This is a genomic window from Kitasatospora sp. NPDC058162, assembly GCF_042884005.1.
Classification (GTDB): Bacteria; Actinomycetota; Actinomycetes; order Streptomycetales; family Streptomycetaceae; genus Kitasatospora.
Map to the genome: position 1 here is coordinate 146,723 of NZ_JBHVUS010000008.1, position 23,154 is coordinate 169,876.

Here is a 23,154-nt window from a genome sequence, read left to right on the forward strand (position 1 = left end):
CCATGAACGCCGTGAGCCAGGTCTTCGCCATGCTCGCCGCCGCGATCCACCTCGTGGTGTGGCCGCTGGAGAGCTACCTGTACGGGCACCCACGGGTGCGCTACCTGCTCACCGGCAGCACGGCGGACGCCCCGGAGGTCCGGCTGTGGCGGTTCAACGTCGGCTTCTACAACCTGTTCCTGGCCCTCGGACTGGTCGCCGGGCTGGTCCTGCTGCACACCGGGCACGCCGGGTCGGGGCGGCCGGTGATCCTCTACATCGGGGCCTTCATGGTGGCCGGCGGGCTCACCCTGTTCGTCTCGGAGCCGAAGCTGTGGCGCGGCGCGCTCGGCCAGGCGCTCCCGGCGGCGGCCATCCTGCTCGCCGAGCTGCTCTGAGACCGCGGCGGCCGCAGGCTCTGGGGCGGCCGGGGCTGGGGCCGGGGCGGCCGGGCTCAGCCGCCGGCGGTCTCCTCGGTGACCTCCCCGCGGCGCCGCACCCGCGCCGCCAGCAGCGCCCCGACCAGCCCGGTCAGCAGCCCCCAGCCCGCCGCCAGCGGCACCGCCGTCCACAGCTCCGGGCGCAGCGTCAGGCTGCCGCTGCCCAGCGCCGCCAGCGGGTTGTCACCGCCGAGCAGCGAGCCCAGCAGGTCCCCCAGCCCGCCCTGGCCGAGGCCGACGCCCAGCACGGAGAGCCCGTAGTCGGCGTCCATCCGGGTCCACAGGCCCACCAGCAGCACGGTGACGGCGGTGGCCAGCGCGAAGCGGACGGCGTGCTGCCAGAGCCGGACGCGACGCGGGGAGCGGCGAGCGGCGAGGAAGGCGGCCGCGGTCAGCAGCACGGCGGCCACCGGCAGCAACCACCAACTGCGCGCGTCGTGGTCGGCCAGGGTGCCGAGGTCGATGGTGGCCTCCTTCCCGCCGGGGGCGCGCAGCACCGCGCTGAGCGGTTCGGGCACGGGCAGGCCGAGCGCGCCGACCAGTCGGCCGTGCCAGACCGCGCCGAGACCGAGGCCGAAGGCGAGCCAGACCAGGTCGGGCAGGGCGAGCAGCAGCACGGCCATGGTGGAGCGGGCGTTGCCGTGCACGATCGCGGTGACGACCCCGGCCACCGCGCCGATCGCGACATAGCCGAGCAGCACCGTCCAGAGCGCGAACGCGGCCGGGCGGACGGCGAGTTGGTACCGCAGCAGGCCGCCCGGCAGCGGCGCCCGGCGGGACACCGCGAAGACCGCGGCGAGCACCAGCAGCAGCCAGGCCAGCCCGATGCCGATGGTGGTGGGGCCGTCCGCGTGGAAGCCGACCTCCGGGGTGAGCCCGAGCGCGCCGCCGATGGTCTCCGCCAGGCCGCCGCCGAGCGGGATCACGAAGGTGTGCTTGGCGGTGACGGTGATCACCACCAGGGCGACCAGCCAGAGCACCACCGTCCGGGCGATCCGGCCCAGCAGCTCACCGCCTCCGGCGACGGCACGGAAGCGCAGTTGACGCAGGAACACCTCGGCGATCACCACCGCGCCGACCAGCGAGACACTCAGCGGCATCGCGCTGATCCCGGCGTCCACGGCGGCGAACTGGCCCGCACCGCCGTCGAGTTGGACCGATCCGCCGACGGCCAGCGCCAGCGTCGCGGCGAGCACCGGCGGGAAGCCGCCCTCCGGGAGGTCGGCGGCGCCGGCCAGCCAGAGGCCCAGCGCGGCCACCGCCGCCATCGCGACGAGCCCGCCCAGTACCACGGCGAGCGCGTCCAGCCAGCCGCGGACGGCTCCGGGCGGGCCGCCGGCCCCGGTGGTGGGCTGCTGCATGCCGCCTCCCTCTGCTCGAACGGGCCTGGTCCGTTCCGGCCCGGTCCGTTCCCAGGGTGACCGACCGCCGCGGGGCACGCTCGGCGACGGCGGGGGCACCTGCTGTTGCGGCGAACGGGGCACCGGGGGAGAAATGGAACCCAGTGGCAGGAGCTTCCCGTGCCGGCCGTTCGCGCCGGCTGCCTGCGAAACGGAGCCTCGATGAGTTCCCAACCGCCCCCCTCCGGTCCGCCGAGCGAGCCGCCCCCGGGCCCGCCCTCCGGGCCCCCGTCCGGCCCGCTGGCCGGCCCCCCGTCGGGTGGCGGCACGGGCGGACCGCCGTCCGTGCCGCCGCCCTCGGGCTCGTCCGCGGGCGGCGGGCGCGGCCCGCGCAGGCCGTGGTGGCGCTCCGGCAAAGGCCTGGGGGTGGCGGCGGGCGTGCTGGTCGCGGCCGTGGTGGCGACCGTGCTGGTCGTCACCAACCACGGCGGCACCAAGGAGGCCGTCCCGACCGCCAACGAGGTCGCCCTGCAGGCTCCGGCCGACCCCGGGCCGGCCCCGTTCACCCCATCGGTGGAAACCCAGGCCGTGAGTGCCCCGGCCCCCGCGCCCACCAGCGGCGCCGCCCAGCCCGGCGGCGCCACGAAGAGCGGCTCCCCCGCCGTCCTGCACAGCGTGCAGGGCACCTCGGCCGGGCTGTACGGCGGGACGATGAGCAAGCCCAGCTGCGACACCGAGCGGCTGATCGGCATGGTGTCGAGCGGCGACGCCGGACGGGCCTGGGCCTCGGCGGCGGGCATCGACCAGTCGGCGATCCCGTCCTACCTGCGCTCGCTGACCTCGGCGTACCTGCGGGTGGACACCCGGATCACCAACCACAGCTACAAGAGCGGCGCCGTGGTGGAGTACCAGTCCGTGCTGCAGGCGGGCACCGCCGTCCTGGTGGACGCCCAGGGCGTGCCCCGGGTGCGCTGCGCCTGCGGCAACCCGCTGAAGCCGGCGGTGCTGGTGAGCAACGCCAAGTACACCGGGAAGGTGTGGACGGGCTTCGAGCCGACCACCCTGATCGTGGTGACGCCGGCGCCGCAGCCGGTGACCGAGATCATCCTGGTGAACATCGAGACGGGCGGCTGGTTCTCCCGGCTGACCGGGCGGATCGAGGTGGTCGACAAGCACGCCGAACCGCCGAAGGGCCCGATGCCTCCGGGCATCCCGCCGCCGGTCCCGTGGATGCCGCCCAAGCCGACGGCGACGGCCTCCGGCCCGTCGTCCGGGTCGAGTTCGGCGACGACCTCCGGGGCGACCTCCTCGGGGGCGACGTCCTCCGGAGCCACGTCCTCGGGAGCCACGTCCTCGGGCGCGACCTCCTCCGGGGCGACGACGTCGGGCGCGACGTCCTCGGGAGCCACCTCCTCGGGTACTCCGTCCGGCACGTCCTCGACGACGGGCACCTCCGGGCCGTCCTCCGAGACCGGGAGTGCGACCACCAAGAGCCCGAGCGAATCGGCCACCACGACCAGCAAGAGCCCCACCGGAACGGCCGAGGGGACGACCTCGACCACGACCGGAAGCACGTCCAGCGGCGCGGGCACCACTGGCGCCGGCACCACAGGTACGGGCACGACGGGCACCGGCACCACGAGCGCGACCGGCACCGCGCCGCGGACTCCCGTGGCGACCTGCGCGAGCACGGCGCCGTCGACCCTGCCGCCCTGCCCGAGCGCGGCCACGCCCTGACCCCGACCCCGGCCCGGGCGCGCGCCCGGGCCGGATCCCCGCCGCCACCGTCCGTCCGTCGGCCGGTGGCGGCGGCGCGTTCTCAGGGCAGCAGCACCTTCGCGTCGCCCGGGCCGAGCAGTCGCCCGTCCGCCGAGCGCACCTCCACCGGGGCGACCGGGGCGCCCGAGGCACGGTCGACCAGCCGGGCCCGGGGCTCGCCCTCGGCGAAGAACCACTGGTCGCCCCACTGCCGCAGCGCGGTGATCACCGGGAACAGCGCGCGGCCCTTCTCGGTGAGCAGGTACTCCTGGTACGGGCTGCCGTCGGCGGCCGGGGCGAGTTCGAACACGCCGGCGCGGCCGCCGCGCGGCCTGTCACCGGCCGTCGCCTGGCTGCTCTCCGTCACCTGCGGCCTGGCCGTCGCCAACGTCTACTACTCCCAGCCGCTGCTCGACCTGATCGCCCGGGACTACGGCATCGACCCGGCCGCCATCGGCCTGGTCGGCACCCTCACCCAGACCGGCTACGCGCTCGGCCTGCTGCTGATCGTCCCGCTCGGCGACCACCTCGACCGCCGCGCCCTGACCACCGCCCAGCTCGGGCTCTCCGTCCTCGCCCTGCTCGCCGTCGCCGTCGCCCCCTCCGCTCCGCTGCTGCTGGCCGCGATGGCCGCCGTCGGGGTGCTGGCGGTCGTCGCCCAGGTCGTCGTCGCCCACTCCGCCTCGCTCGCCGCACCGGGCGACCAGGGCCGGGTGGTCGGCACCGTCACCAGCGGGATCGTGGTCGGCATCCTGCTCGCCCGCACCGTCGCCGGGACGATCGGCGACCTCGCCGGCTGGCGCGCCGTCTACCTCGCCTCCGCCGTCGCGACCGGCGCCATGGCCTGCGCCGTCGCGGCCGCCCTCCCGCCCGAGCGCCGCCGCCCGGCCGGGCGGATCGGCTACCCGCGCCTGGTCGGCTCGGTGTTCACGCTCTTCGCCGAGGAGCGCGTGCTGCGCGTGCGCGCCGTGCTCGCCCTGCTCACCTTCACCTCCGTCACCGTCCTGCTCACCCCGATGGTCCTGCCGCTCGCCGCCCCGCCCTTCGAGCTCAGCCACACCGAGATCGGCCTGTTCGGGCTGGCCGGAGCCGCCGGGGCCCTCGGTGCCGGGCACGCGGGCCGTCAGGCCGACCGCGGCCGGGCCGAACGCACCGCCGGCCTCGGCCTGGTGGCCATGCTCGCCGCCTGGCTCCCGGCCGCGCTGCTGCCGCACTCGGTGTGGTGGCTGGTGCTCGCCGTGGTCGTGATCGACTACGGCCTGCAGTCCGTGCACGTGGTCAACCAGCACCTCCTCTACCAAGTCCGCCCCGAGGCCCGGAGCCGGCTGACCGCGGGCTACATGCTGCTCTACTCCGTCGGCTGCGGAGCGGGCGCGATCGCCTCCACCCTGGTGTACGACCACGGCGGCTGGAGCGCCGTCTGCCTGCTCGGGGCCGCCACCAGCCTCGCCGCGCTCGTCTACTGGCTGACGGCGCAGCGCAGTTGAGCCGACCTCACACGCCGGGCGGCGTAACCGCCGCCGTCGGCTCCGCCGGTGCCAGGATCTCCCGCAGGGCACGTATCCGCTCCCGCCACAGCTCGCCGGCCCCCGCCTCGTCCCACAGTGCGACCAGCTCCGACTCCTCCGCCATCGCCCGGTCGAGCGCCCCGACCGCGAGCGGGCGCAGCTCGACGGGCAGCGGGCCGATCGGCTCCTCGGGACCGTAGGCGGTCGTCACCGCCCCGCCACCCGGGCACTGGGCGGCGACCAGCGCCGCCGCCGCGACGGCCTGCGCGCCCTCGTCATCGTCCAGGTGCCCCGAGCTCCGGTTGGCGCGCTCCAGCGCCGCCCGGACGAGGCCCGCGCGCTCGTCCGGCGCGGCGCGGTCGAGGCGACCGGCGAAATCCGCCGCGGTGTCGTTGTCGAAATGGCCGATGTCCCAAGTCCCCATGAGAATTCCCCTCGTGTTCGTGTGCAATGGATGCTGGCACGCCCCACTGACAATTCGCCCGGGCCCCGGAAATTCGCTGGTCAACCACGTGACGGTACGGCAGGGTTCGCCCCATGGACATTCAGGGGCTGGACGGGGACGGGTACATCGCGCGGGAGGGCTCATTGGAGCGCGTCCCGGCGGAGTTCACCGCGGTGGTCGACGCCGCCCGGGAGCGGATCGCCGCCGCCTTCGGCCCCGACCGGCTGCACAGCGCGTACCTGTACGGCAGCGTCCCGCGCGGCACGGCCGTCCCCGGGGTCTCCGACCTCGACCTGCTGCTCGCCCTGCACCGGGCGCCCACCCCCGACGACCGGCGCGCGGCGGGCGCCCTCGAAGCCGCCCTCGACGCGGACTTCCCCCAGGTCGACGGCGTCGGCGTGCTCCTGTTCGACACCGGCACGCTGCTCAGCGAGCTGGAGCGGCACGACCTGGGCTGGTTCGTCGCCTGCCTGTGCACCCCGCTGCTCGGCGAGGACCTCGCCGAGCGACTCCCCCGCTACCGCCCGGACGCCCTGCTCGCCCGCGAGACCAACGGCGACCTCGGGCTCGCCCTCCCGGGCTGGCGCGCGCGGCTGGCCGCCGCCGGTTCGGACGCCGACCTCCACGCGCTCAGCCGCTCGGTCTCCCGCCGCCTCGTCCGCACCGGCTTCACCCTGGTGATGCCCCGCTGCAACGGCTGGACCAGCGACCTCACCGCCTCCGCCGAGGCCTTCGCCGCCCACTACCCCGACCGCGCCGACGGGATGCGCCTGGCCGCAGCCGTCGCCCGCACCCCCACGAGCGACCGCGCCACCCTGGCCGTCCTGATCGACGGTCTCGCCCCCTGGCTGGCCGCCGAGTACACCGCCGTCCACGGCGAGAAGGCTCCGCGCCCATGATGACCGCCGTGCCGCCCGCACCCGGGCCAAGATGCGCGGAGCAGCCGAAGACCGGACGCAGTCGGACGAGGAGCGAGCAGTGCTGAACCACCAGGACCACACGAACGGGGCGGAGCCGCGTGCCCTGCTGATCACCGGCACCGTCGGAGTCGGCAAGACCACGGCCGCCGACGCTGTGGGCGACCTCCTCCAGGCGGCCGGTGTGCCGCACGCGGTCCTGGACCTGGACCGGCTCCGCCAGGCGTGGCCCGCCCCCGAGGGCGACCCGTTCAACCGCGCTCTGCTGCTGCGCAACCTGCGCGCCCTGACCGCCAACTACCGGGACGCCGGGGCGCGCCGGTTCGTCCTGGCCGGGGTGGCCGAGAGCACGGCCGAGCGCGACGGCTACCGGGCCGCCCTCGGCATGCCGCTCCAGGTGTGCCGTCTGACGGCGGACCTCCCCGTCGTGCACGGCCGGCTCAGGCGCCGGCACGAAGCCGACAACGACCCCGAGTCGCTGCCCTGGCACCTGGAGCGCGCCGACGGGCTCCATCGGATCCTCGATCAGGCCGGCGTCGCGGACTTCACCGTCGACACCACCCGCCTGCCGCTCCCGGCTGTCGCCTCCGCGGTGCTCAGGACGGCCGGTTGGGCCTGACCGGTCGGGGCTGACCCGACGCACGCCCCGGCCCGACACCTGACGCGTCCGGCGGGCGGCCCCCGCCGGACGCTCGTACCGCGGGTCAGTCGACGCAGGGGATCCCGCCGGCCTTGACCGCCGGCCCCTGCATCGGCAGCCCGGCGGCCGGGTCGCTGGAGCCGTCCGTCGGGGCCGGGGCGCCCGAGGAGGGCGCGGCCGGGGTGGGGGTCGCGGTCCGGGTGGCGGCGAGGGTGACCAGGACGTGGCCCGCCGGGACGGCCGGGGACGGTACGGCGGTGACGCCGTAGCGGGCGGCGACCGCCTGGGCGTCGGCCTTGGCGCCGGTGCCGTACGTCACGGTGGTGGTGCGGGTCCGCGCGGGGGCGTCGCCGATCCGGCCGGCCTGGTAGCCGAGGTCGACCAGGGCCTTGGACTCGGTGGCGGCGGCTCCCGCGCCCGCCGCCGCGTTGACGTCGACCACCGACTTGGGCGCGGCGCTGGGCGAGGGCGCGGGCGGGGCCGTCTCGCCTTGGGCGTCGCCGGGTGCGGCGGCCGGGGCGGCGGGTGCCTGCTCGCGGTTGAACAGCTGGCGGACGATCTTCTTGATCAGGTCCGGGTTGACGGTGTTGACCTCCTGCCCGCCGATGGTCTTGAACCCGGCGATGGGCAGGGTGTTGAACTCGACGTTGCCGCCGGTGAGGTTGGGCGCCTGCTGGGCGAAGTCGAGGATGTTCCACTCGTTGTCGATCACGACGTCCTTCTTCACCACCCCGAACAGCTTCTGCATCTGTCCGAAGTCGTTGAGGATGCCCTGCTGCTTGAGCTTGTACTCGACCGAGGAGATGAACGCCTGCTGCCGGTGGGTGCGGTCGAGGTCGCCGTTGGTGAGGTGGTGGCGCTGGCGGACGAAGGACAGCGCCTGGGCGGCGTCCAGCGAGCTGATCCCGGCGGGCAGTTTGAGGCCGGTGCCGCCGCCCTCGTGCGCGGCGGTCCGGGCGATGATCGGATCGTCGACCGGGTGGTTGAGGCAGACCTGGATCGGTTCGACCGCCTTGGCGATGTCGTAGAAACCGATCAGGTTGACCTCGGCGAAGTGGTCGATCGGGACGTCCAGGAAGCTCTGCACGGTCTGGATCGTGGCCGAGCGGCCCGCCTCCCGGCTCTGTCGCTCCAGCTCCGCCTTGGACAGGCCCTTGCCGGCGAGCTTCGACTCGGCGGCCTCCTTGGCGATGCCGTAGGCCTCCTTGATCTTGTGCATCTTGCCGTCGGCGCCGACGGTCTGCACGTAGTCGTCGCGCGGGACCGACAGCGCGGTGACCTTCCCGCCGTTGGCCGGGATGTGCAGCACGATCAGGGCGTTGGTGTTGTAGCCGCCGATCTCGCTGGAGCCGGCGTGGAGTTCGTCCTCGACGAACTGCTTGGGCAGGTCGTTGCCGTCCATGTCCTTGCGGCTGTCCAGGCCGATCAGCAGCAGGTTGACGGACTTGTCCAGGTGCGGCGGGGCGTTCTTCTTCGCCTCGTTCAGCGCACCGGACTTGATCATGCCGTCGTCCAGGCTGCGGTACTCGTACCAGGTGAAGCCGCTGGCGCCGAGCACGGCGACCGAGACGGCGCAGGCCAGGCTGCGGCCGGCCACGGTCAGCGGGGCGGGGCCCCGACGCGGGGCGGGGGCCCGGCGTGCGGCGGGGGCACGGCGCGGGGCCCGGCCGCGCGGGCGCTCGGTGCGCTCAGCCACGGCGGCCCCTTCCGCTCGGGGCACCGGCCCGGGGGGGCCTGCGGCGGTCCAGCACCGCCCGCACCACGATCACCAGCAGCGCGACGGCCAGCGCCTCGGCCATCACCGGGAACGCCCCGACCACCCAGCGCACCGCGCCGGTGCCCAGGCCCTTGCCCTGGTACTTGTCGGGGTTGGCCGCGTACTCGACGCCCGAGGCCGTGAGCAGCACCACCACGGGGGCGGCGGTCACCACCCACCAGCGCCCGGACCGGCTGCACAGCACCGCCGCGATGCCGGTGCCGAGCACCGCGCCGACCGCGAAGAGGATGCCGACGCCGGGGCCGCCCAGTTCGTCGGCGATCCCGCCGAGCAGCGGCAGCCCGACCGCGGCGAGCGCCGCGACCAGTCCGCCGCGCCGACGGGCCTGCTGGCGGCGGCGCGAGGCCCCGGCACGCTGGGCGCGGGCCTCCCGCGGCGCGTCGGGCTCGCCGTCGGCCGCGCGGGAGCGCTGGGCGGGCACGGCGGCGTCCTCGGTGCGAGGTCCCGCGTCCTGGTACGGCGTTCTCGCCCGCTGGCCGGCCATGCGCACTTCCCTCGATCGTTTCGGCTGCGGCGACGCGACCACGCCACCCCTCGTGCCGGGACGCCATCCGTCCTGCGGCAACACCCACCGTCTACAGGCCTGTAGAGGCTGATGTGGAGCATACAAACCCATTTCAGCAAAGTCACCCGCCGCCGTTCGGCAGCGGCGGACCGCACGGCAGGCCCTCGTTAGGATGACCATGATCCCCGCCACGTCGGCACACCAACAGGAACGCATAAGAGGAGTAGAGCGTCACCATGTTTGAAAGTCTTAAGAACATCGCGGACAAGGCCACCGACCTCGCCCGCGAGCACAGCGACGTGCTCGGGCAGGGCCTGGAGAAGGTCGGCGACGTGATCGACGACCGTACGGACGGCAAGTACAGCGGGCAGATCGACACCGGTGTCGAGAAGGCGAAGGACTTCCTGCGCAACCTCGACGGGGCCGGGAAGCCCGCCGAATAGGGCCGGCCGGGCCTCCCGCGAGGCACGGCCGACCGTACGACGGTCGAACTGGGTGACGGGCGAACGGGGAGGGGTCGGCAGCGGTGGGCGAGGAGCAGAAGGGGCCGCGCTGGGGGCGCTGGATCGTGATCGCCGTCCTGGCGGCGGCCGGGTGGGGGATCGTCCGCAGCGGCGGCCACGAGACCGGGGCCACCTCGGCGGCGCCCGCCGGCTCACCGTCCTCGGCCGCCTCCCCGTCGACTTCCGGCGCCTCCCCCTCGGCACCCGGCGGGTCCCCGTCGAAGCCCTCCGGCCGCTACGAACCCGCCGACTACGCGGCGCCGGTGCGCCAGTACGCCGCCGAGGCCGGGGTCAACCCCCAGCTGCTGATGGCGATCCTCTACAACGAGGCGTACAAGCCGCACGACCCCGACTTCGAACGGGCCTGGCAGCGCGGCAAGCCGGACGCCTCCTTCGGCATCGCCAACATGCACCGGGCCGCCTTCGACGACACCAAGCCCGGCCGCCCGTTCGCCTCCCGCCGCTGGGAGGAGCTGCCGGACGACCGCAACCTGGCCGTCCAGGCGGCCGCCTGGCACCTCCACGACCTCGCCGGACAACTCCCCGCCAAGGTGAGCGCCCCACTGAACAAGGACGAGCTGCTCGCCCTCGGCTACAACGCTGGGGCGGGCAACATGCTCGCCTTCGCGCGGGGCGTCAAGATCGGCCCGCAGGCGCAGTCCTACCTGGACCGCCTGCACGACAACTGGGCGAAGTCCGGCGAGGCCGTGAAGTAGAAGTGGCCGTCGGGCGGGGGTCAGCTGGCGCCGAGCTGGGCGGCCCACTTGGCGCGCCAGGCGAGCGCGTCGGAGACGCCCTCGGCGAGGGTGCGCTGCGGCGTCCAGCCGAGCAGCTCGCGGGCGTTGTCCACGGAGGCGTAGCAGCCGATCACGTCGCCCGGGCGCGGACCGGCCTCGCGGACGTCCAGCTTGCCGCCGACGGCCTGCTCGAAGGCGGCGACCAGCTCGCGGACGGTGGTGCCCTCGCCGGTACCGACGTTGATCGCCCGGTAGCGGTCGGCGGCGTCGGGGGCGATCACCTCGTCGAACCGGAGCAGCGCCGCGACGTGGGCCTCCGCGAGGTCCTGCACGTGGACGTAGTCGCGGATGCCGGAGCCGTCCCGGGTCGGCCAGTCGACGCCGGTGACGGTGAACGGGGTGCCCTCGGTGTGGGCCTCGATCAGCTTGCCGAGCGCGTGGCTGGGGTTGAGGTTCTGCAGACCGGTGCGCAGCCGCGGGTCGGCGCCCACCGGGTTGAAGTACCGCAGCGCGATGACCCGTTGGCGCTCGGCCCCCTCGCCCCGGGTCCAGTCCTGGAGCACCTGCTCCATCATCAGCTTGGTGCGCGCGTAGGGGCTGTTCGCCTCGACCGCGGAGTCCTCGTCGACCCGGCCGTCCGGGGTGGGCGCGTAGATCGAGGCGGAACTGCTGAACACCACCCGGGTGCAGCCGTGGCGCTGCAGGGCGTCGAGCAGCTCGACGGTCTTGGCGACGTTCTCCCGGTAGTAGAACAGCGGCTTGGCGACCGACTCCGGGACGACGATCCTGGCCGCGCAGTGCACGGTGGCGTCGATGTCCGGGTGCTCGGTGAAGATCCGCTCCAGCAGGGCGGCGTCAGCGATGTCGCCCCCGTAGAAGACGCGGTTCTCCACGAACTCGGCGCGGCCCTTGGACAGGTCGTCCAGGACGACCGGGGTGATGCCCCGGTCGAGCAGGACCGAGGCCACCGTGCTGCCGATGAAGCCGGCGCCGCCGGTGATCAGGACCTTCCTCATGCGCGGATGCTCCCTTGCGATCGGCCGGACGTCCCGTGACGCCCGGTGACCGGTGGGACGTGATTCGTGCGCGGCCGGTTCCCGGTTCGCCACGCGTCGTGGATCACCGGGTCGCCGACCGCCGACGGCCGGTCCGTCAGCGGCGGGTGCGGCCGCGCAGCCAGAAACCGGTGCCGACCAGCAGCACGGCCGCGCTGGCGGTGCCGATGGCGGCCCAGGTGGTGGCGTCGTCGGTGCTCCCGTGGGCGGGCCCGGCGGCGGTGGCCGCGGCGGCCACCACGGTCGGGCCGGCGGTGGGCGTTTCGGAGGCCGGGGCGGCGGTCGGGCCGACGGAGGCCGGGGCGGCGGTGGGCGTGGCGGTGGTGGGCGTGGCGGTGGCCTGGGCGGCCGCGTCCACCGGCGCCGGGTCGCTGATCGCCGCCGCCTCGACGTCAAGTTCGCGCTCGCCGTGGCCCAGTGAGGGGAAGGCGCAGTCGACGGCGACCTTCCAGTGCCCGGCGGGCAGCAGCTCCCGGGTGGTGTAGCTGCCGGGCCGGCCCGGTACGGCGACCAGCCGCCAGGGGCCGACGGTCCGGCCGTCGGCGGCGGTCGCGGAGAGCGTGCCGGCGAACTCCTCGGTGACCGGGTCGTGGTCGTTCTCCCAGGTGGCGACGGTGTCGACCCGGCCGTTCTGCTGGCCCGCCACGTCCAGGTGGACGGTGTCGCCGTGGGCGGCGGCGGGTGCGGCGGCGGGCAGGACGGCGACGGCGGCGAGGGCGAGCGGGGCGAGCAGCGGGCGGGTACGGGTTCGCATGTCGGGCGGTCCTCGGGCGGTGGGGTGAGGGTCGGTGGAGCGGGTGGCGCGCCGGGCGCGGCCGCCACCGGGGGGGTGGCGGCCGCACCCGCGGTGCGGGATGGTGCGAAATGGTGCGGGTCCTACAAGGTGTGGCGGCGCGGGCCTACGAGGTCTTCAGCAGCGACCAGTTCTGGTACGGCCGGCCGTTCGGCTGCTGCAACTCCAGCAGCCAACCACCGTAGTACCAACGGTCGCTGAGCCCGAGCACCAGGCCGGAACCGTCCGCCGTCAGGGTGAACCCGCCGTCGGTGGCGGTGAGTTGCCACTTCTGCGCGGCGGCGTCGGAGCACGGCTGCTGCGCCAGGTACTGTCCGGCGACCGGGGTGCCGCCGAGTTGCAGGCACTTGCCGGAGCGCGCGGACTTGATCCGCACGGCGCCCTGGCCGGCGTCCTCGAACTGCCACTTCTGGTTGGCGTAGCCGGTGCGCTGGTAGCCGATCGCCACGGTGCCGTCGTTCATCGAGCTGCCCCACAGGTCGGCCGCCTGGCCGGTGAGGCCGTTGACCATGGTGTAGCGGGTGCCGGGCTGCGGGCGACCGGCGTCGGCGAGGGTGTGGAAGCTCGCCGCGCGGCCGGGCTTGCCGACCGCTCCGGCGGCGTCGCGGACGGCGACGGCCACGGTGTAACCGGTACCGGGGGCCAGCCGGACCAGGCCGACCACGGTCGAGCGGACGGTGCCGATGGTCTGGCCGTTCAGCTGGACGTCGTAGCCGGCGGCCGACGGGACGGGGTTCCAGCTCAGCATGACCGAGTTCTGGGTGATCTGACTGACCGTCACCTCAGGGCTGGTGCTGCCCGTGGTCGGGGTCGCGGTCGGCGAGGGGGAGCCGGTGGGCGTGGCGGTGGGGCTGCCGGTGGGCGTCGGGGACGGCGAGGGCGTCCGGGTGGGCGTGCCCGTAGGCGTCGGCCCCGAGGTCGGGGTCGGAGTGGGGGTGGGGGTGGGGGTGGGGTTCGGACCGGTGCCGCCGCCACCGCCGTTGCCGTTGCCCGCGATGAGGAAGCGGTTGTTGGCGACGTTCCAGTGCGTGGCCAGGTAACTGCCGGGCGCGGGCGCGGTGTTGTAGTAGTCGTCGTGGCCGCAGTCGAGCCGGTCGTCATGCGCGCGGTCCGGGCAGACGACCCGCATCTTCGGGTAGTAGGGGGCGTCCGAGTAGCACATCAGGTCCCAGGTGTCGGTGCAGTGCCCGGCCTTGCTGGAGTTGGGCGCGCTGTTGTTCACCGCGCCCAGGTTGTGCCCGAGTTCGTGCGCGGCGGTGTGCCCGCCCCAGCAGCCCGAGTCGGTCCGGCCGTACGAGGGGCCGAAGTTGCTCAGGTTGTCCTGCCCGGAGCGCTCGTCGCCGGCGAAGGTGCCGATCCCGCAGTACACCTTGGCGTCGGTGAACATCATGTACTTGCGGTCCTTGCGGTTGAACCCCTGTGCGGCCAGGGCGCGGTTGCTCGCGTTGAAGTCCTGGATCTCGGAGTCGGAGATCTGGACGTTCAACACCGAAGCGGTGCAGTCGGGTTCGGTGACGAAGCGGACGTGCCGCACCCCGCCGGTCTCCGCGGCGCTGGCGTTGTAGATGACGTCGACGTCCGCGGCCCACTTCTTGAACGAGGGCAGGTACTGGGCGAACCGGTCGTTGCCCGGGGTGTGCACGTACACCACCTGGACGCGGTTGCCGCTGCTGCCGTCACCCTCGCAGACCAGGCCCGATCCGGCGGCCGCTCCGGCCGCGGGGGCCGCGGCGTCCTGCGGGGCGGCGTTCGCACCGGCGTCGCCGAGCAGCGCCTTCTGGGCGGCGTCGAGGACGGGCGCCGCGCCCTTCAACAGGTCGGCGGCGGCGGGCGGCTGGGCAGCGGACGGCGGGGTGAGCGCGGGCGCCTGGGCGGCCGGGGCGGCGACCGGGGGGACGTCCTTGTGGATGTCCACCTCCTTGGGCGGCGCGTCCGGGCCGTGGCTGCACTGGGCGCTGCCGGTGACCTCCAGCATGTTGCCGCAGCGGTCGCTGGTCGGCAGGTTCAACCCCGCGTAGACCAGGCCGCGGTCGGGCTGGTCCTTGGGTATCGCCTTGGGCGCGGCCGCCTTCTCGTCCCGCTTCGGGGCGGGCGCCCTGGTGGCTCCCTCGGCGGTGCCGGTCTCCCCCGACCCGCCGTCGTCCGCGACCGCGTCGACCGGTGCGTCCGCCGCCGTGACGGTGCTGCGCATCGCCCCGGGCTCCAGCGCGGTGCGCAGCCCCAGGGTGCCCGCGACCAGCCCGGCCGCGACCGCCACGGCGACCAGGGCGCTCCTGCGGGTGAGCCTGCGGCGCCTGCGCCGACGGAGTTCGCTGCTCCGGTGTCCCATCGCGTTCCTTTCCTCGTGCGACGGCCCGGGCCCTGTGGTGAGGGGCTCGGACCTTCCGACACGAGGGAGAGCGGCCGGGGCGATCGGGAATAACAGAAACCTCTTGCGAAATTCCCGGACCCGTTCGAGCCGGCGGCCCGGCGGGCAGGTCGTGGAGTGCGGGCGGGCGCCGCGCGGGCGGCGAAGTGCCGGGGAGCGCACTCGGGGGGTACGCGCTCCCCGGCACAGGGGTGGTGGCGGCCACCCGGCCGGAGCCCCGGGGCCTGCGACCCCGGCGGTCGTGTCGAATGCTAGACCTCCCGCGAAGCCGTGGCCAGCGGCCCGGGAGGGGAAGTATGCGAACCGGACACGCCTTCGTCGCAACGGATATGACGACCCGTCACACGATTCACTCCACTCCTCAGGCCGCGACTCTGACCCGGCCCGCGCCACCGTCCGCCGACTCCGGCAGCGGGCCGCAGCCGCCGTGCAACCGGGCCAGCCCGGCAGCGAGCACCGCGCGGTCCCCGGCGAGCCACAGCCGCAGCGCGGCGGAGAGCGCGGCGCTGGCCGGGCCCGCCGCCGGCCCACCGGTGCGCACCAGCCGCTCGCCGAGCAGCGGCAGCAGGTCCGCGACCGGGGCGGGCAGCCACAGGGTGACGGCGAAGGGCGCGGGCCGGGCCAGGACCCGCAGCAGCGGCAGCACCGAACCGTCGTCGTGCAGCGAGGGGATGACCTCCAGCAACCCGTCGACCGCGACCCCGGAGAGGTCGCCGCCGTGGCCGCGCGCGAGGTCCCGCAGCAGCGCCCGCTCGGCGGCGGTGATCCGGACGGTCAGCATGACCTCGTCGTCGCAGTCCATAGTCCCGATTCCCCTGTCGTGGAGTTGGTGGAGTCCGGAGGGTGGTGGAGCCTCGCGGATCAGTCCCGCGCCGAGGGGGTTCCTGCCCCGCCGCGGCCGTCCGCTACCGGCGCTATCAGGCCGTAGTGGCCGTCGTAGCGGCGGTGGAGCACCCGGGACCGACCGTCGTCGGGGCCGGTGCGGCAGACGAACGGGCGCCCGGTGAGCCCGAGCCGGCGGGCCGGTGGCGCAGACGGGTCATCAGGTTCCTCCTTCTCCGTACACCATGCTGGCCCTCGCGCGGGCGTGCGGCGAGGGTCCAAAGACCCTCCCGCCGGGGTGCCGCACGACCCGCCAGGATCCGGGTATCGGCGCAGGTCAGATCGGTACTGCAGGCCGTCGTCGGCGCCGGTCGGGCGGACCCGCCGGAGGGGGTCGCGATGATCGTCCGTTGGAGTGATAGGAGCACGTTCGACGCAACGCCCGCCGGACCGGCGCGTTTCCCATGGCGTGCGCCCTCTGCCCCCTGGCGTACGCGGGGTTCGCATTCGCCGGACCCCGCCACCCGGCCGGCCCGCCGGTGCCCTCCCCCGGTACCGCCGCACCGGCCCCTCTGGTGAGAGGAAGTGTCATGGCCCTGCCGACCAATGCCCTGCTGGCGGAGACACAGAAACGAATCGTCCCCCCGAGACCCACGCCACCCGCCACACCACCCGCCGCACCCGCCCCCCGCGCCGCAGTCCCCCCGTTCGCCCCCGGCGCACTGCCCGGCCTCGGCCACGCCGCCGCCCTGCTGCGCGACCCGCTCGGTTTCCTCGGCTCGCTGGCCCGCCACGGCGGCGTGGTCCGCATCCGGCTCGGGCCGCGCACCGTCTGCGTGGTGACCGACGCCCGGCTGGTCCACACCCTGCTCGTCGCCCTCGCCCACGACTGCCCGCGCGGCGCCGTCCAGGACACCCTCAAGACCGCCTTCGGCGACGGCCTGCTGATGTCCGAGGGGCAGGCCCACCGCGACCGCCGCCGGATCATCCAGCCCGCCTTCGGCCCGGACCGGATGGCCGGGTACCTGGCCGTGATGCACCAGGTCACCGAGGAGCGGGCCGGGCGCTGGCGCCCCGGTCAAGTCCTCGACGTGGCCAAGGAGATGAACCACCTCGCACTGGAGATCGTCACCCGCTCGCTGTTCGGCGCCCGACTCACCGCAGACGCCACCCTCGCCTTCCACCGGGCCCTGCCGGACCTGGTGAAGGGCCAGATCGTCCAGTCCCTCTACCCCCACCCGGCCCTCGCCCGGCTCCCGCTGCCCGTCAACCGGCGCTTCGACGCCGCCGTCCGAGTGCTCAACCGGGTGGTCGACCAGGCCGTCAACGGCCGTCCCGGACAAGCCCGTTCGAACGAGCGCGGCGGCACCCTGCCCGCCCTGCTGCGCGCCGCCACCGACCCGGCCACCGGCCGTCCACTCACCGAGGCGGACGTCCGCTCCGAGGCCATCACCATGTTCGGCGCCGGCACCGAGACCGTCTCCACCACGCTCACCTGGCTGCTCGACGAACTGCTGCGCCACCCCGAGGTGGAGGCCCGCGTCCTCGCCGAACTGGACGAGCACCTGCCCGCCGGCACCACCCCCACCCCCGAGGCGCTCGCCCGGCTCACGTACACCCGCGCCGTCACCCAGGAGGTGGTGCGGCTGCACGCGCCCAACGCCTTCCTGATGCGCACCGCCGGGGTACCGGTCGACCTCGGCCCCTACCGGATCCCGGCCGGCACCGAACTGCTGTACAGCCTCACGGCGCTGCACCGCGACCCGGTGCGCTACGACGAGCCGCTGAGCTTCCGGCCCGAACGCTGGCAGGACGGCGGCGGACTCGGACGGCCCTCCTTCCTGCCCTTCGGGGCGGGCAAGCACAAGTGCATCGGCGAGGCCTTCGCCTGGGCCGAACTGACCGTCGCGGCCGCCGCCATCCTGCGCCGCTGGCGGCCGGCGGCCGTCCCGGGGGCGCGGGCCCGGGAGGTGGTGTGGACCACCGTCCAGGCCCACGGACTGCGGGTCCGGCTGGCACCGCGCACGGACGGGGTCGCGGCCGCGGCCGTACGTGACATGCAGGAGGGGGCCGCCATCGGGAAGGTCCCCGCGCCGACCCGGGCGGACCGGCCGCGCCCGGCGGGCTGCCCGTTCACCGGCGCCGCGGCCGGTCCGGGCACCGCGGCCGGTCCGGGCACCCCTGCCGCCGTACCGCTGCCGCGCCCGTCCGCCGAACTGCGCGCCGCCGCCGACCGGCACGCCGACTGGGCGGTCCGCCACGGCCTGCTCGCCCCGACCGAGCTCCCCGGCTACCGGGCCTACGCCCTGCACGAGCTGATCGGCCACGCCTTCCCGCGCGCCCGCGGCACCGAACTGGACCTGCTGGTGGACATGCTGGGCTGGTTCACCGTCCTGGACGACCGCTTCGACGGCCCGCCCGGCCGCCGACCCGCCGAGGCCCACGCCCTGGTCGACCCGCTGATCTCCGCCCTCAACGGCGACGCCCGCCCCGAGCCCCCGGGCGACCGGCTCGTCACCGCCTGGCAGGAACTGTGGGACCGGCAGAGCCGGTCGACCTCCCCCGCCTGGCGCGCCAGGGCGGCCCGCGAGTGGCACGCCTGCCTGGCCACCTTCCCCGCCGAGGCCGAACACCGCGCCCGCGGCACCGTCCCCGCCCTCGGACTCGGCCTCGCCGACACCATGCGGCTGCGCCGCCACGGCAGCTGTCTCTACCCGTTCATGAACATACTGGAACGGGTCCACGGCGCCGACGCCCCCGCCGCCCTGCACGCGGAGCCCGCACTGCACCGCCTGCGCGCCAACACCGCCGACGCCGCCACGCTGATCAACGACCTCTACTCGCTGGAGCGCGAGGAGCGGCAGAGCGCCGCCGCCTTCAACACCGTCCTCACCCTGCAACGGGTTCGCGGCTGCACCCGCAGCCGGGCCGTCCGCGCGGTGCGCACCCGGGTCACCGCGCTGCGCCGGGAGAACGAGCAGCTCTGCCGCGAGCTGGGCCGACGCCACCCGGCGGGGCGCTGGTACCTGGACGGCACCCGGGAGCTGGTCGCCGGCGTGCAGGCCTGGACCAGCACCAGCGACCGCTACCTGGTGCCGGGCGACCGGGGCCGCTAAGGCGCGCCGCCGACGACCGGGCGGCCGTGCTACTTGCGGTCGCCGAGCGCGAACAGCAGCAGGACGAAGCCCGCGAACAGATGGGTGGCGAAGATGTAGATCCCCGCGCGGATCAGCATCGCCTTGCGGCGGCGCTTCTCCTCGCTGGTGCCGTCGGCAGTGCGGGTGCTGTCGGCAGCGCCGGTGCTGTCACTCATGGAACTGCTCTCCTCGGGTCGGTCACGGTCGCCGCCGGTGGGCGCGAACCTCCAGGCTGCTGACTGCCGACTGCTGGCTCAGCGGGGCGACCGGCCGCCGGCGGCGCGCAGCTCGGTGAGCAGCGCGCCCTGGTCGGTGATCAACTCGGTCAGGATCCGCCGCGCCGCGCGCAGCAGCTCGGCGACGTCCGGGGTGCTGAGCGCGTACACCACCGTGTTGCCCTCACGGGTGGCCGTGACCAGCTGGGTGCGGCGCAGCACCGCGAGCTGCTGGGAGAGGTTGGACGGCTCGATCTCGATCTCCGCCAGCAGCTCGCGCACCGGCCGGGGGCCGTCCTGGAGCAGTTCCAGCACCCGGATCCGGACCGGGTGGCCGAGGGTGCGGAAGAACTCCGCCTTGGCCTGGTACAGCGGGACCGGCATGGCCCGTTCCCTCCCTCGATCCGGCTCGGTGGCGGCCTGGTCGCCCGGCCGGGCGGGGTCCGTGCCGCGGCCGGTAGGCATCATCGCCACAGATGAAGATTTCTTCAAGTCGTCACAGCGGAAGGTGACCACTCCCACATCGACGGCCGGACCGGGACGGCGAAGGGCCGGACCCGGGACGCTGCCAACTCCCGGGCCCGGCAGTCTGGATGACGAGCCGTCAGCAGCCTACAGGCACATCGACGGTGACCGGGGCCGGTCCCCGCAAGCTCCCCTCCACCGCGAAGGAGGCGTGCACGACCGACCCGCACGGCGCGGTGGCGCTGATCCCGTCCACCCGGACGGTGCTGACCTTGAAGACGGTCCGCCCGGCCGCCACGCCGATCGGGCCGACGCCGACCACGTCCGCCGACAGGCTGGTGCGCAGCTCCTGCGGCGCCGGCGGCCACGACGTCCCCGGCGAGGGCGGGCCGGCCAGCCCGATCTGCCCGTACAGCACGACGTCGTCGCCGGTGACGTCCGCGCAGACCCTGGTGGACAGCCCGGCCTGCAGGCCGGACCACCCGCAGGTGGTGACCGTGTCGGACTCCTGCCCGGCGGCGAGCGCCGGCACGGGGGTGGCGAGCAGGACGGTGGCACCGGCCGCGCCCGCCGCGATCCGGGTGATGCGGTTCATGGCTCCTCCTTCGGAGGGTGTGAGGAATGAACTCGTGGGACGGAAATCGAGCAATGTGTTATGGCACATATGACATTTCATACGTGCCACGACCAAGACTCTGCCATGCGATTCCATCGCAAGAGCGCCGTTTTCCCTTCGAAGCATCGACCCGGCCAAAAGGAGACCGACGATGGCGCGTTCCCGCTCGAACGGGCGAACCGCCGCCCCCGCCCGGGCGTCGCCCCCTTGAACCCGGGATGAACCACCGCCCGCGCACCCCCCCGGGCGCCGTCCGCCGCCGCCACCGGCGGACAGCAGCCGCCGTGACCACCGACGGACGGCAGCCGCCGAACCCCCGGGTCAGCCGAGATCCTCCCGCAGCGCGTCCACCCGGGCGACGGCGTCCGCGAAGGCGTCGCGGTCGAGGCCGCCGGAGTCGAGGGCGGCCGACAGGGCCGTGGTGGCGTCCTCGCCCTGCTGGGGGTCGCGGGCGGAGCAGAGGATGAGGTCCATCCCGGCCGCCGCGGCGGCGACGGCGCGCGGGCCGGCGGGCCCGTACGGGGTGAGGGCATCGGCCTCCAGGGCGTCGGTGACGGTGACGCCGTCGAAGCCGAGGCGCTCGCGCAGCTCGCCCTGGATCACGGCGGGCGACATCCCCGCCGGGCGGTCCGGGTCCAGGGCCGGGTAGACCGCCCAGGAGGCCATCACCAGGCGCACGCCCGCGGCGATGGCGGCCCGGTACGGGGCCTCGTCGCGGGAGCGCAGCCGGTCCAGCGGGACGGGCAGGGTGACGGGCCGGGCGTCGGTGTTCTCGTCGCGGGCGGCCGCGCCCAGACCGGGGAAGTGCTTGGCGGTGGCCGCCACCCCCAGGCTCTGCTGGGAGGCGAGGAAGGCACTGCCCAACTCCCCCACCCGGCCCGGGTCCTGGCCGTAGGAGCGCTCGTAGCGGTCGATGAAGTTGCCGGGGGTGTCGTAGACGTCGAGCACCGGGGCGAGGTTGACGTTCAGCCCGGCCCCGGCGAGCGTGCCGGCGGCGCCGGTGCCGGAGTCCACGGCGGCGGCGAGCGGGTCCGGGGCCGATCCGGTGCGGCGGGCGGAGAGTTCGGGCGCGCCGGGCAGCCGGCGGACCTTGCCGCCCTCCTGGTCGGTCATCAGCAGCAGCGGGCGCGCCTGCGGGGCATCAGCCGCGGCCTGCTTCAACTTGGCCACGGCATCGGCAAGTTGCTCCGGGCTGGTGATGTTCTCGCCGAACAGGATCACCCCGGCGGCCCGGCCCTCCCGGATCGCCCGCAGCACCCCGGGCGGCGGGGTCGGGCCGGGGTAGGAGAGCACGATGCGACGGCCCGCGAGCTGCCGGGAGTCCTGGTGTCCACCGGTCATCGCCGGGTTCCTCTCGCCGGGGTGTCCACCGGGCAGTCCGCCGCCGCGGGTCACCGACCCGGCGGGGACCGGGCCGAGCGCGGCCGCCGCCACCAGCAGCACCGACGTCAGCTGGGCGAGGCGCCGTAACGGGGCCATCCATGCCTCCAGGGTCAGCAACGGCATACGGTCCGTCAGCGTACCCAGGAACCCGCCGCGCGGCAGCACGGAAAACCCCCCGCGGGTGAACCCGGGCGAGCCGGACTGCACCGGCGGCCGCTGCGGCTGCGCGGGAGGGCGGCTGAACGCCGCCCCCCGGTCACCGCTCGCCGCGCTACGTCCCGGCCTGCTGGTAGAGCGTCACCAGGATGCCGTGCACCGGCTCGCCCTCGGCGTCCTCCTCCGCCTCGTCGACCAGTGCGGCCAGCGTCTCGGCGAGCCACGCCGCCTTGGCCGGGCTGAGCCGGAGGTGGCGCAGTGTCATGAGGTGGTCGGCGGGCGAGCGGTCCAGCTCCTGGGCGACGGCGCCGAACAGCGCGGCCGTGCCCTCGGCCTGCGGTTCGGCGACGTTGAGCCGCTCGGCGGCCCGCCGGTAGTACTTCTCGGTGCCGCCGCGCACCGTTCGCGTTCCCGCGTCCTGGACCAGCCCCGCCTCGCACAGCACCTTGAGGTGGTGGGAGACGCCGCCCTTGTTCACGCCCAGCTGCGCGGCGAGCCGACTGATCGTCGACGGCCGGGTGCTCAGGGCGAAGAGCAGGCGCTGGCGCACGGGGTGGGCGAGGGCGGCGTGCTGCAGGGACGTGCTGATCTGCTGGACGTCTTGGTCCTGTTGGTGGCTCACCGAATCAAGCGTTAAGTACGTTTGACGCTTTGGCAAGCCGCTGGTCTACTCCCTCCCATGACTTCCACCACATCGCTTCCCGCGCTGGACGCCGCCGCCGTCGTCGAGTCGATCGCCGACCTGGTCCGCGAGCACTACGTCTTCCCCGATGCCGCGCGGCAGCTGGCGGACCTGCTGCGGAGCCGGAGTGCCGAGGGCTCCTACCGGACCGAATCCGCCGAGGAGTTGGCCGAAGCCGTCACCGCCGACCTGCGGTCCGTCAACGGCGACCTGCACCTGGCCCTCAAGCACCACGACGTACCGGTGCCGCGTGAGCAGGGCGCGGCGGCACTCGCCGCGATGCGGCGGGAGTTCGACGCCTCCCTGGGCGGTGTCCCGCGGGTGGAACTCCTCGACGGCGGCGTCGCGGTCCTGGAGATCGGACCCAAGATGTTCCCGCTGGACTGGGCCGCGCAGCCGCTGGCCGCGGCGCTCTCCCTGGTGGCGCCCGCCCGCGCCCTCATCCTGGACCTGCGCCGCAACACCGGCGGCGATCCGGACACGGTCGCCTTCGTCTGCGGCTACCTGCTCGAGGGCCGCACCCACCTCAACACCATGCTCTCGCGGCAGGGTGAGGTGGCCGAGCAGTCCTGGACGCCCCCGTTCGTCCCGGGCGCCCGCTTCGGCAGCGGCAAGCCGCTCTACGTGCTGACGAGCGGGAACACCTTCTCCGCGGGCGAGGAGCTCGCCTACGACCTGCAGCAGCTCGGGCGCGCCGAGACCGTCGGCGAGGCCACCCGGGGCGGCGCGCACCCGCGCGACGGCTGGACGGTGCACCCGCACCTGGAGCTCAGCGTGCCGATCGCCCGCGCGGTCAACCCGGTCTCGGGCACCAACTGGGAGGGCACCGGCGTCCGGCCCGACGTGCCGTGCGACGCCGAGGCCGCGCTCGACCGCGCCCTGGCCCTGGCCGTGGCGCGCCTCGCGTAGGCCT

The 23,154-nt window shown here is 74.8% G+C and carries 23 protein-coding genes; 9 read left to right on the plus strand and 14 right to left on the minus strand.

Going from position 1 to position 23,154, the window contains the following annotated elements; all coding sequences use genetic code 11:
- The first annotated feature begins 2 nt into the window (after positions 1 to 2).
- Positions 3 to 377 (plus strand): DUF1304 family protein, encoded by a 375-nt coding sequence (locus ACFVXG_RS18210; RefSeq protein ID WP_350502864.1) that lies wholly within the window; start codon positions 3 to 5, stop codon positions 375 to 377.
- 56 nt (positions 378 to 433) lie between these two features.
- On the opposite strand, the gene ACFVXG_RS18215 is transcribed toward ACFVXG_RS18210, so the two are convergent.
- Entirely contained in the window at positions 434 to 1,780 is a 1,347-nt protein-coding gene (locus tag ACFVXG_RS18215) for a streptophobe family protein (RefSeq protein ID WP_387928675.1), read from the minus strand.
- A gap of 324 nt (positions 1,781 to 2,104) precedes the next feature.
- On the opposite strand from ACFVXG_RS18215, the gene ACFVXG_RS18220 reads away from it, so the two are divergent.
- Positions 2,105 to 3,496: a DUF6777 domain-containing protein gene (locus ACFVXG_RS18220; protein ID WP_387928677.1), complete on the plus strand. Its 1,392-nt coding sequence runs from the start codon at positions 2,105 to 2,107 to the stop codon at positions 3,494 to 3,496.
- Positions 3,497 to 3,578: 82 nt separating this feature from the next.
- Here ACFVXG_RS18220 and ACFVXG_RS18225 read toward each other — a convergent pair whose 3' ends face one another.
- Positions 3,579 to 3,827: a winged helix-turn-helix transcriptional regulator gene (locus ACFVXG_RS18225; RefSeq protein ID WP_387928679.1), complete on the minus strand. Its 249-nt coding sequence runs from the start codon at positions 3,825 to 3,827 to the stop codon at positions 3,579 to 3,581.
- Between ACFVXG_RS18225 and ACFVXG_RS18230 the strand changes: the two genes are divergently transcribed.
- Entirely contained in the window at positions 3,772 to 5,004 is a 1,233-nt protein-coding gene (locus tag ACFVXG_RS18230; RefSeq protein ID WP_387928680.1) for an MFS transporter, read from the plus strand. The genes ACFVXG_RS18225 and ACFVXG_RS18230 overlap by 56 nt on opposite strands.
- Before the next feature lie 7 nt (positions 5,005 to 5,011).
- Here ACFVXG_RS18230 and ACFVXG_RS18235 read toward each other — a convergent pair whose 3' ends face one another.
- Positions 5,012 to 5,449 carry a DUF4259 domain-containing protein gene (locus ACFVXG_RS18235; protein WP_387928681.1) on the minus strand — a complete coding sequence of 146 codons (438 nt, stop codon included), beginning with the start codon at positions 5,447 to 5,449 and terminating at the stop codon, positions 5,012 to 5,014.
- A 113-nt stretch (positions 5,450 to 5,562) separates the two neighbouring features.
- Between ACFVXG_RS18235 and ACFVXG_RS18240 the strand changes: the two genes are divergently transcribed.
- Positions 5,563 to 6,369: a nucleotidyltransferase gene (locus ACFVXG_RS18240; RefSeq protein ID WP_387928683.1), complete on the plus strand. Its 807-nt coding sequence runs from the start codon at positions 5,563 to 5,565 to the stop codon at positions 6,367 to 6,369.
- A 79-nt stretch (positions 6,370 to 6,448) separates the two neighbouring features.
- A complete protein-coding gene (locus ACFVXG_RS18245) occupies positions 6,449 to 7,006 on the plus strand; it encodes a hypothetical protein (RefSeq protein WP_387928685.1) in 558 nt (185 codons plus the stop codon).
- Positions 7,007 to 7,091: 85 nt separating this feature from the next.
- Here the strand turns inward: ACFVXG_RS18245 and ACFVXG_RS18250 are convergent, their stop codons facing one another.
- The gene (locus ACFVXG_RS18250) at positions 7,092 to 8,723 is read right to left on the minus strand and encodes an LCP family protein (RefSeq protein ID WP_387928687.1); all 1,632 of its coding nucleotides are present in this window, start codon (positions 8,721 to 8,723) and stop codon (positions 7,092 to 7,094) included.
- A complete protein-coding gene (locus ACFVXG_RS18255; protein ID WP_387928689.1) occupies positions 8,716 to 9,288 on the minus strand; it encodes a DUF6542 domain-containing protein in 573 nt (190 codons plus the stop codon). The genes ACFVXG_RS18250 and ACFVXG_RS18255 overlap by 8 nt, the downstream gene beginning before the upstream one ends.
- Positions 9,289 to 9,545: 257 nt before the next feature.
- Here ACFVXG_RS18255 and ACFVXG_RS18260 point away from each other — a divergent pair, with 257 nt between their 5' ends.
- Both ACFVXG_RS18260 and ACFVXG_RS18265 read left to right on the plus strand, forming a co-directional pair.
- Positions 9,546 to 9,752: an antitoxin gene (locus ACFVXG_RS18260; RefSeq protein ID WP_387928691.1), complete on the plus strand. Its 207-nt coding sequence runs from the start codon at positions 9,546 to 9,548 to the stop codon at positions 9,750 to 9,752.
- An 83-nt stretch (positions 9,753 to 9,835) separates the two neighbouring features.
- Positions 9,836 to 10,528: a lytic transglycosylase domain-containing protein gene (locus tag ACFVXG_RS18265; protein WP_387928693.1), complete on the plus strand. Its 693-nt coding sequence runs from the start codon at positions 9,836 to 9,838 to the stop codon at positions 10,526 to 10,528.
- Positions 10,529 to 10,548: 20 nt separating this feature from the next.
- Here the strand turns inward: ACFVXG_RS18265 and galE are convergent, their stop codons facing one another.
- From galE to ACFVXG_RS18285, 4 genes are all read right to left on the minus strand, one after another.
- Positions 10,549 to 11,565: a UDP-glucose 4-epimerase GalE gene (gene galE / locus ACFVXG_RS18270; RefSeq protein ID WP_387928695.1), complete on the minus strand. Its 1,017-nt coding sequence runs from the start codon at positions 11,563 to 11,565 to the stop codon at positions 10,549 to 10,551.
- A gap of 136 nt (positions 11,566 to 11,701) precedes the next feature.
- The gene (locus tag ACFVXG_RS18275) at positions 11,702 to 12,358 is read right to left on the minus strand and encodes a hypothetical protein (protein ID WP_387928696.1); all 657 of its coding nucleotides are present in this window, start codon (positions 12,356 to 12,358) and stop codon (positions 11,702 to 11,704) included.
- A gap of 145 nt (positions 12,359 to 12,503) precedes the next feature.
- On the minus strand, positions 12,504 to 14,726 hold the full coding sequence (locus ACFVXG_RS18280) for an RICIN domain-containing protein (RefSeq protein ID WP_387928698.1): 2,223 nt from the start codon (positions 14,724 to 14,726) through the stop codon (positions 12,504 to 12,506).
- Positions 14,727 to 15,126: 400 nt separating this feature from the next.
- On the minus strand, positions 15,127 to 15,567 hold the full coding sequence (locus tag ACFVXG_RS18285) for a hypothetical protein (protein ID WP_387928700.1): 441 nt from the start codon (positions 15,565 to 15,567) through the stop codon (positions 15,127 to 15,129).
- Between the two features lie 610 nt (positions 15,568 to 16,177).
- On the opposite strand from ACFVXG_RS18285, the gene ACFVXG_RS18290 reads away from it, so the two are divergent.
- Positions 16,178 to 18,703 (plus strand): cytochrome P450, encoded by a 2,526-nt coding sequence (locus ACFVXG_RS18290; protein ID WP_387928702.1) that lies wholly within the window; start codon positions 16,178 to 16,180, stop codon positions 18,701 to 18,703.
- Between the two features lie 29 nt (positions 18,704 to 18,732).
- Here ACFVXG_RS18290 and ACFVXG_RS18295 read toward each other — a convergent pair whose 3' ends face one another.
- The 5 genes from ACFVXG_RS18295 to ACFVXG_RS18315 all read right to left on the minus strand — a co-directional run bounded on the left by ACFVXG_RS18295 (position 18,733) and on the right by ACFVXG_RS18315 (position 22,181).
- Complete coding sequence (locus ACFVXG_RS18295) at positions 18,733 to 18,900, minus strand: DUF6126 family protein (RefSeq protein WP_387928704.1); 168 nt, start codon at positions 18,898 to 18,900, stop codon at positions 18,733 to 18,735.
- Between the two features lie 78 nt (positions 18,901 to 18,978).
- Entirely contained in the window at positions 18,979 to 19,323 is a 345-nt protein-coding gene (locus tag ACFVXG_RS18300) for a metalloregulator ArsR/SmtB family transcription factor (RefSeq protein ID WP_350502847.1), read from the minus strand.
- 220 nt (positions 19,324 to 19,543) lie between these two features.
- Positions 19,544 to 19,999, minus strand: a complete 456-nt coding sequence (locus ACFVXG_RS18305) for a hypothetical protein (RefSeq protein WP_387928705.1) — start codon at positions 19,997 to 19,999, stop codon at positions 19,544 to 19,546.
- Positions 20,000 to 20,341: 342 nt separating this feature from the next.
- Positions 20,342 to 21,526, minus strand: coding sequence for a glycoside hydrolase family 3 N-terminal domain-containing protein (locus ACFVXG_RS18310; RefSeq protein ID WP_387928706.1), 1,185 nt, complete (start codon positions 21,524 to 21,526; stop codon positions 20,342 to 20,344).
- A 148-nt stretch (positions 21,527 to 21,674) separates the two neighbouring features.
- Positions 21,675 to 22,181, minus strand: coding sequence for an ArsR/SmtB family transcription factor (locus ACFVXG_RS18315; protein ID WP_387928708.1), 507 nt, complete (start codon positions 22,179 to 22,181; stop codon positions 21,675 to 21,677).
- 57 nt (positions 22,182 to 22,238) lie between these two features.
- Here ACFVXG_RS18315 and ACFVXG_RS18320 point away from each other — a divergent pair, with 57 nt between their 5' ends.
- Positions 22,239 to 23,150, plus strand: coding sequence for a S41 family peptidase (locus ACFVXG_RS18320; protein WP_387928710.1), 912 nt, complete (start codon positions 22,239 to 22,241; stop codon positions 23,148 to 23,150).
- Positions 23,151 to 23,154: the final 4 nt, after the last annotated feature.

Coding starts and splice junctions, on each gene's coding strand:
- ACFVXG_RS18210 (WP_350502864.1), top strand. CDS start 3: ATGAACGCCGTGAGCCAGGTCTTCGCCATGCTCGCCGCCGCGATCCAC.
- ACFVXG_RS18215 (WP_387928675.1), bottom strand. CDS start 1,780: ATGCAGCAGCCCACCACCGGGGCCGGCGGCCCGCCCGGAGCCGTCCGC.
- ACFVXG_RS18235 (WP_387928681.1), bottom strand. CDS start 5,449: ATGGGGACTTGGGACATCGGCCATTTCGACAACGACACCGCGGCGGAT.
- ACFVXG_RS18240 (WP_387928683.1), top strand. CDS start 5,563: ATGGACATTCAGGGGCTGGACGGGGACGGGTACATCGCGCGGGAGGGC.
- ACFVXG_RS18255 (WP_387928689.1), bottom strand. CDS start 9,288: ATGGCCGGCCAGCGGGCGAGAACGCCGTACCAGGACGCGGGACCTCGC.
- ACFVXG_RS18260 (WP_387928691.1), top strand. CDS start 9,546: ATGTTTGAAAGTCTTAAGAACATCGCGGACAAGGCCACCGACCTCGCC.
- galE (WP_387928695.1), bottom strand. CDS start 11,565: ATGAGGAAGGTCCTGATCACCGGCGGCGCCGGCTTCATCGGCAGCACG.
- ACFVXG_RS18275 (WP_387928696.1), bottom strand. CDS start 12,358: ATGCGAACCCGTACCCGCCCGCTGCTCGCCCCGCTCGCCCTCGCCGCC.
- ACFVXG_RS18280 (WP_387928698.1), bottom strand. CDS start 14,726: ATGGGACACCGGAGCAGCGAACTCCGTCGGCGCAGGCGCCGCAGGCTC.
- ACFVXG_RS18285 (WP_387928700.1), bottom strand. CDS start 15,567: ATGGACTGCGACGACGAGGTCATGCTGACCGTCCGGATCACCGCCGCC.
- ACFVXG_RS18290 (WP_387928702.1), top strand. CDS start 16,178: ATGGCCCTGCCGACCAATGCCCTGCTGGCGGAGACACAGAAACGAATC.
- ACFVXG_RS18295 (WP_387928704.1), bottom strand. CDS start 18,900: ATGAGTGACAGCACCGGCGCTGCCGACAGCACCCGCACTGCCGACGGC.
- ACFVXG_RS18300 (WP_350502847.1), bottom strand. CDS start 19,323: ATGCCGGTCCCGCTGTACCAGGCCAAGGCGGAGTTCTTCCGCACCCTC.
- ACFVXG_RS18305 (WP_387928705.1), bottom strand. CDS start 19,999: ATGAACCGCATCACCCGGATCGCGGCGGGCGCGGCCGGTGCCACCGTC.
- ACFVXG_RS18310 (WP_387928706.1), bottom strand. CDS start 21,526: ATGCCGTTGCTGACCCTGGAGGCATGGATGGCCCCGTTACGGCGCCTC.
- ACFVXG_RS18320 (WP_387928710.1), top strand. CDS start 22,239: ATGACTTCCACCACATCGCTTCCCGCGCTGGACGCCGCCGCCGTCGTC.